The sequence below is a fragment of the Dietzia aerolata genome, from assembly GCF_014144865.1.
Taxonomy (GTDB): domain Bacteria; phylum Actinomycetota; class Actinomycetes; order Mycobacteriales; family Mycobacteriaceae; genus Dietzia; species Dietzia aerolata.
On the sequence record NZ_JAALDM010000227.1, the window covers coordinates 1 to 4,235 of the forward strand.

Below are 4,235 nucleotides of genomic sequence, written 5' to 3' on the forward strand. Positions count from 1 at the left end.
GCTCGGCTGGCCCGCGGCGACGGTGCCGTGCGGCGCCACCCACACCCCGCTGGGGCGCCACCTGCCCACGTCGGTGCAGCTGGTGGGCCGCCCCGGGTCCGAGGCCACTCTGTTGGCGCTGGCCGCCGCGATCGAGCGGTCAGCCGGGCAGACCGACCCGCGCTGAGTCTCGCGTCCGGAACACCCCTGCCCGAAATGGAACATGTTGCAGAAATTGGTCACCAGCGGGTACAAGTGACGCTGGTCAGCAGACCTGACCCCGGGCGCCGACACCGGTCGGCCCGCACCGATAACCGAAGGAGATCTCCATGATCGACAGCAGTACCGGCAGCGCACTCGGCGACATGACCACCGGCTTCCTCGGGGCCACCGTGGACATGCTCGTCGGGTTCCTGGAGAAGTCCGGCGAGCTCTTCTTCGGCAGCGCCTCCTGACGCCTCCCACCACAGCCGAGGACCCGGCACCCGCGTCGACGGGGCCGGGTCTTTCCGCATATGCGATCAGCCCGTTCGACCAGGCGTACACCGGGCCGAGGGACTCGACCGGCGCGGTTCAGCCCTCCGGCAGTTCGGCGAAGCGCGCCTTGACATCGTTGTACCAGCCCAGCGACTGACGGGGCCGCAACCAGCGCCCCTTCATGTCCTTGCGCGCGGGCCCGTGCGCCTCATCACCGGCCTTGACGCGCTCCTTGAGGTGGGCGTCCTGGGCGTTGATCACGTCGTCGGCCGTCTCTCCGTGGTGGGCGAGGTCGCAGGGGCCGCCCAGGTCCTTGCAGGTCATGGTCTTCACGATGAATCATCCCTCTCGGGTCGTGGCCGCGGACCGTCCGCGTGCCCTACTCCTCTGACGACCCCGGCGCGTCGGATGTGACGGGGCACGTGCGTCGACGTCGACGCACGCCGTGCAGGACGCGCTCCTCGGCCCGGAAATCGATCCGGCTCACCACCCCGTCCTCGACCAGGAAGTCGAACGCCACCCGGGCGGCACCACGGTCGAACCACGCGGCACCCGGGCGATCGTCGACGAACACCGGCAGCGCGGCCGCGGCGGCCCCGTTGAAGAACTCCGCGACGGCATCCCGCCCCTCGATGCGCTCCGGGGTGCCGATCCCCACCGCGACGGGGTCGCCGACCACCACGACGTCCGGTGCGAGCAGGCTCACGAGTCGGGCGAACTCGCCGTTGCGTGCGGCGGCGAGGAAGGCGTCGACCACCGCGGCGTCCGCCGCCCCCTCCACCCCGTCCGTCGCGTCGCGGCCCGGAGACAGTCCCCCACCGACCCGGGCGCGCGCCCGGGAGGCCAGCTTGCGGGCGGCCGCCGGGGTGCAGTCGAGGATCTCGGAGATCGCGGCGAACTCGACCCCGAACGAATCGTGGAGCACGAACGCCACCCGCTCCGTCGGGGACAGACGATCCACCACGACGTGCAACGCGGCGCCCACGGAGTCGACGAGCACCACGTCGTCGACCGGGTCGACCGGCGAGACGGCGGGGCGAACGGCGCCGGTGTCGTCCGCGACCGGCACCGGGACCCGGGCCTTGAGCCGGTCCAGGCAGAGCCTCGTGACGACAGTGGTCAGCCACGCACCTGGGGAATCGATGGCCGAGACGTCGGCGCGATCGAGCCGGAGCCACGCCTGCTGGACGATGTCCTCGGCCTCGGCGGGATCGGCGAGGATCCGAGCAGCGAGCCGGACCAACCGTGGCCGGTCGGCGGTGAAGAACTCCAGTACCCGATCCCGGTCCACCCCCGTGACTCTAGAAGACCGGTCGGGGGCTGGGACGGCGATCAGTGCATCACGATCTACGCGTACTGCTGCACGATCCGCCGCTTGACCAGCTTCCCGGTGGGCGTGCGCGGCAGTTCGTCCACGAAGTCCACGCCGCGCGGCAGCTTGAAGTCCGAGATCGTGCCGCGGAGCGCGGCCAGGATCTCCTCGGCCAGCGCCGGCCCGGGCTCGTGCCCCTCGGCCGCCACCACCACGGCGTGCACCCGCTCCCCCATCTCCTCGTCCGGCAGGCCGATCACCGCGACGTCCTCCACGGCCGGGTGCAGCACGAGCGCGTTCTCGATCTCCTGCGGGTAGATGTTCACGCCGCCCGAGATGATGGTGAACGCCTTGCGGTCGGTCAGGTAGAGGAAGCGGTCCTCGTCCAGGTAGCCCACGTCGCCGAACGTCGCCCAGGTCGGGTGGTCGGGGTGGCGGACGGAGGCCGTCTTCTCCTCGTCGCCGTGGTACGAGAAGGTGTTCTCGTCGTTCTGCCAGTAGATGGTCCCGATCTCGCCGGCCGGGAGCTCCTTGCCGTCGTCGTCGCAGATGTGGGCGTGGCCCTTGAGCCCGTCGCGCCCCACCGAGCCCGGCTGCTCGAGCGCCTCCTGCGAGTTGATGAACGTGATGCCCATCCCCTCGGTGGCCGAGTAGTACTCGTGGATCACCGGACCCCACCAGTCGATCATGCGGCGCTTGACCTCGGGCGGGCACGGCGCGGCCGCGTGGATGGCGTGGGTCAGACTCGACAGGTCGTACCTGGCACGGGTCTCGTCGGGCAGCTTGAGCATGCGCACGAACATGGTGGGGACCCACTGCGAGTGCGTGACCTCGTACTCCTGGATGAGCCGCAGCGACTCCTCCGGGTCGAACCGGTCCATGAGCACCACCGTGCCGCCGACGGAGTTGACCACGCCGCAGAAGCGCAGGGGCGCAGCGTGGTACAGCGGGGCCGGGCAGAGGTACACACTGTCCGCGTCGAAGCCGTAGAGGAAGCTGAACACCGGCGTGTAGTAGTCCGGCACCTCGCCGATCTGCCCCTCCGGCGGGTCCACGCGCACGCCCTTGGGCCGGCCGGTGGTGCCGGAGGAGTAGAGGAAGTCGTGGCCGCGGGGCTGGTCGGCGGGCGCCTCGGTGGGCTGGCCCTCGAGCAGGGTGCGGTAGTCCTCGAAGCCCTCCAGCGCGCCGCCGAACACCACGCGGTGCTCCACGCCCGGGTTGGCGCCGGGCGAGAGGTCGACGTGCTCGGCCACCGGCGCGGAGACGAACAACGCCCGCGCGCCGCAGTCCCCGATGATGTAGGAGGACTCATCCGGGGTGAGGTGGTGGTTGATCGCGGCGATGTAGAGGCCGACGCGCAGCGCGCCCCAGTAGATCTCGATCATCTCGAGGGTGTTGTCCGAGACCACGGCGATCGTGTCGCCCGGCTTCAGGCCCCAGTCGTCGACCAGGAGGTGCGCGAGCTGGGCCGATCGGGCCTCGAGCTGGGCGTAGGTGATCGTCTCGCCGGTCGCGGGGCGGATCACGGCGGGCTTGTCGGGCGTGGTGGCGGCGAAGGCTCCTGGGAACATGTTCCGACCCTAGCGCCCGCATGTGACGCGCGTCACCGGTTTCGGACCACGGTCCAACTCGCCGGACACAGGCGCCGCGGCCGGGTGCCGGACACCCCTTTCACGCTGCCGGGGCGGAGGCGGCGGGGCACCGCCCCCGCGACCGGTCAGGAGTACATGCGCGGGTGCAGCCGGCCGATGTAGGGCAGGTCGCGGTAGCGCTCGGCGAAGTCCAGGCCGTAGCCCACCACGAACTCGTTGGGGATGTCGAAGCCGATCTCGAGGATGTCCAGATCGGCCTTCACGGCGTCGGGCTTGCGCAGCAGGGTGACGATCTCCAGCGACCGCGGGTTGCGGGTCTTGAGGTTGCGCATCAGCCACGACAGGGTGAGGCCGGAGTCGATGATGTCCTCGACGATGATCACGTCGCGGTCCGCGATGTCGCGGTCGAGGTCCTTGAGGATCCGCACCACGCCGGAGGAGCTGGTGGAGGAGCCGTACGAGGAGACGGCCATGAACTCCATCTCGGACGGGATGGGCAGGGCCCGCGCGAAGTCGGAGACGAAGATCGCAGCGCCCTTGAGCACGCAGATCAGCACGACCTCCTGGTCGGTGTCGGCGTACTTGGCGCCGATGGTCGCGCCCATCTCGGCGATCCGCTCGTGGAGGGTCTCCTCGCTCAGCAGCACCGATTCGATCTCGTCCGCGTACTTCTCCGTCGTCATCTAGCTCCCCGCTCCGCTCGGCCCGTCGATCTCCAGGACCACCTTTCCATGCCGACGCCGGACGACCAACCTGGTCACCCGAACCCCGCCGGGGCCACCGTCGCGACCACGCGATCCGCCTCCCCCGGCAGCCTCGCCGGCACCCCCCACGGCCACGCCGCCCTGCCCCCGCCAGTCGGTCACGAGCGCCGC

The 4,235-nt window shown here is 70.6% G+C and carries 5 protein-coding genes and 1 pseudogene; 1 reads left to right on the forward strand and 5 read right to left on the reverse strand.

Annotated features, from left to right (window positions below; all coding sequences use genetic code 11):
- The first annotated feature begins 308 nt into the window (after positions 1 to 308).
- Positions 309 to 434, forward strand: a complete 126-nt coding sequence (locus G6016_RS17550; protein WP_277815154.1) for a hypothetical protein — start codon at positions 309 to 311, stop codon at positions 432 to 434.
- Positions 435 to 552: 118 nt separating this feature from the next.
- Here the strand turns inward: G6016_RS17550 and G6016_RS13320 are convergent, their stop codons facing one another.
- From G6016_RS13320 to G6016_RS16990, 5 genes and pseudogenes are all read right to left on the reverse strand, one after another.
- Positions 553 to 780 carry a hypothetical protein gene (locus G6016_RS13320; RefSeq protein WP_187354593.1) on the reverse strand — a complete coding sequence of 76 codons (228 nt, stop codon included), beginning with the start codon at positions 778 to 780 and terminating at the stop codon, positions 553 to 555.
- Between the two features lie 55 nt (positions 781 to 835).
- Complete coding sequence (locus G6016_RS13325; RefSeq protein WP_182633121.1) at positions 836 to 1,747, reverse strand: sigma-70 family RNA polymerase sigma factor; 912 nt, start codon at positions 1,745 to 1,747, stop codon at positions 836 to 838.
- Between the two features lie 56 nt (positions 1,748 to 1,803).
- Positions 1,804 to 3,339: an acyl-CoA synthetase gene (locus tag G6016_RS13330; RefSeq protein ID WP_182633122.1), complete on the reverse strand. Its 1,536-nt coding sequence runs from the start codon at positions 3,337 to 3,339 to the stop codon at positions 1,804 to 1,806.
- A 146-nt stretch (positions 3,340 to 3,485) separates the two neighbouring features.
- Complete coding sequence (gene hpt / locus G6016_RS13335) at positions 3,486 to 4,043, reverse strand: hypoxanthine phosphoribosyltransferase (RefSeq protein WP_182633123.1); 558 nt, start codon at positions 4,041 to 4,043, stop codon at positions 3,486 to 3,488.
- A pseudogene (locus tag G6016_RS16990) lies at positions 4,044 to 4,235 on the reverse strand (tRNA lysidine(34) synthetase TilS); the annotation flags it as partial.

Excerpts from the sequence above, each read along its gene's own strand:
- G6016_RS13330 (WP_182633122.1), bottom strand. The coding sequence starts at position 3,339 with ATGTTCCCAGGAGCCTTCGCCGCCACCACGCCCGACAAGCCCGCCGTG.
- hpt (WP_182633123.1), bottom strand. The coding sequence starts at position 4,043 with ATGACGACGGAGAAGTACGCGGACGAGATCGAATCGGTGCTGCTGAGC.
- G6016_RS13320 (WP_187354593.1), bottom strand. The coding sequence starts at position 780 with ATGACCTGCAAGGACCTGGGCGGCCCCTGCGACCTCGCCCACCACGGA.
- G6016_RS17550 (WP_277815154.1), top strand. The coding sequence starts at position 309 with ATGATCGACAGCAGTACCGGCAGCGCACTCGGCGACATGACCACCGGC.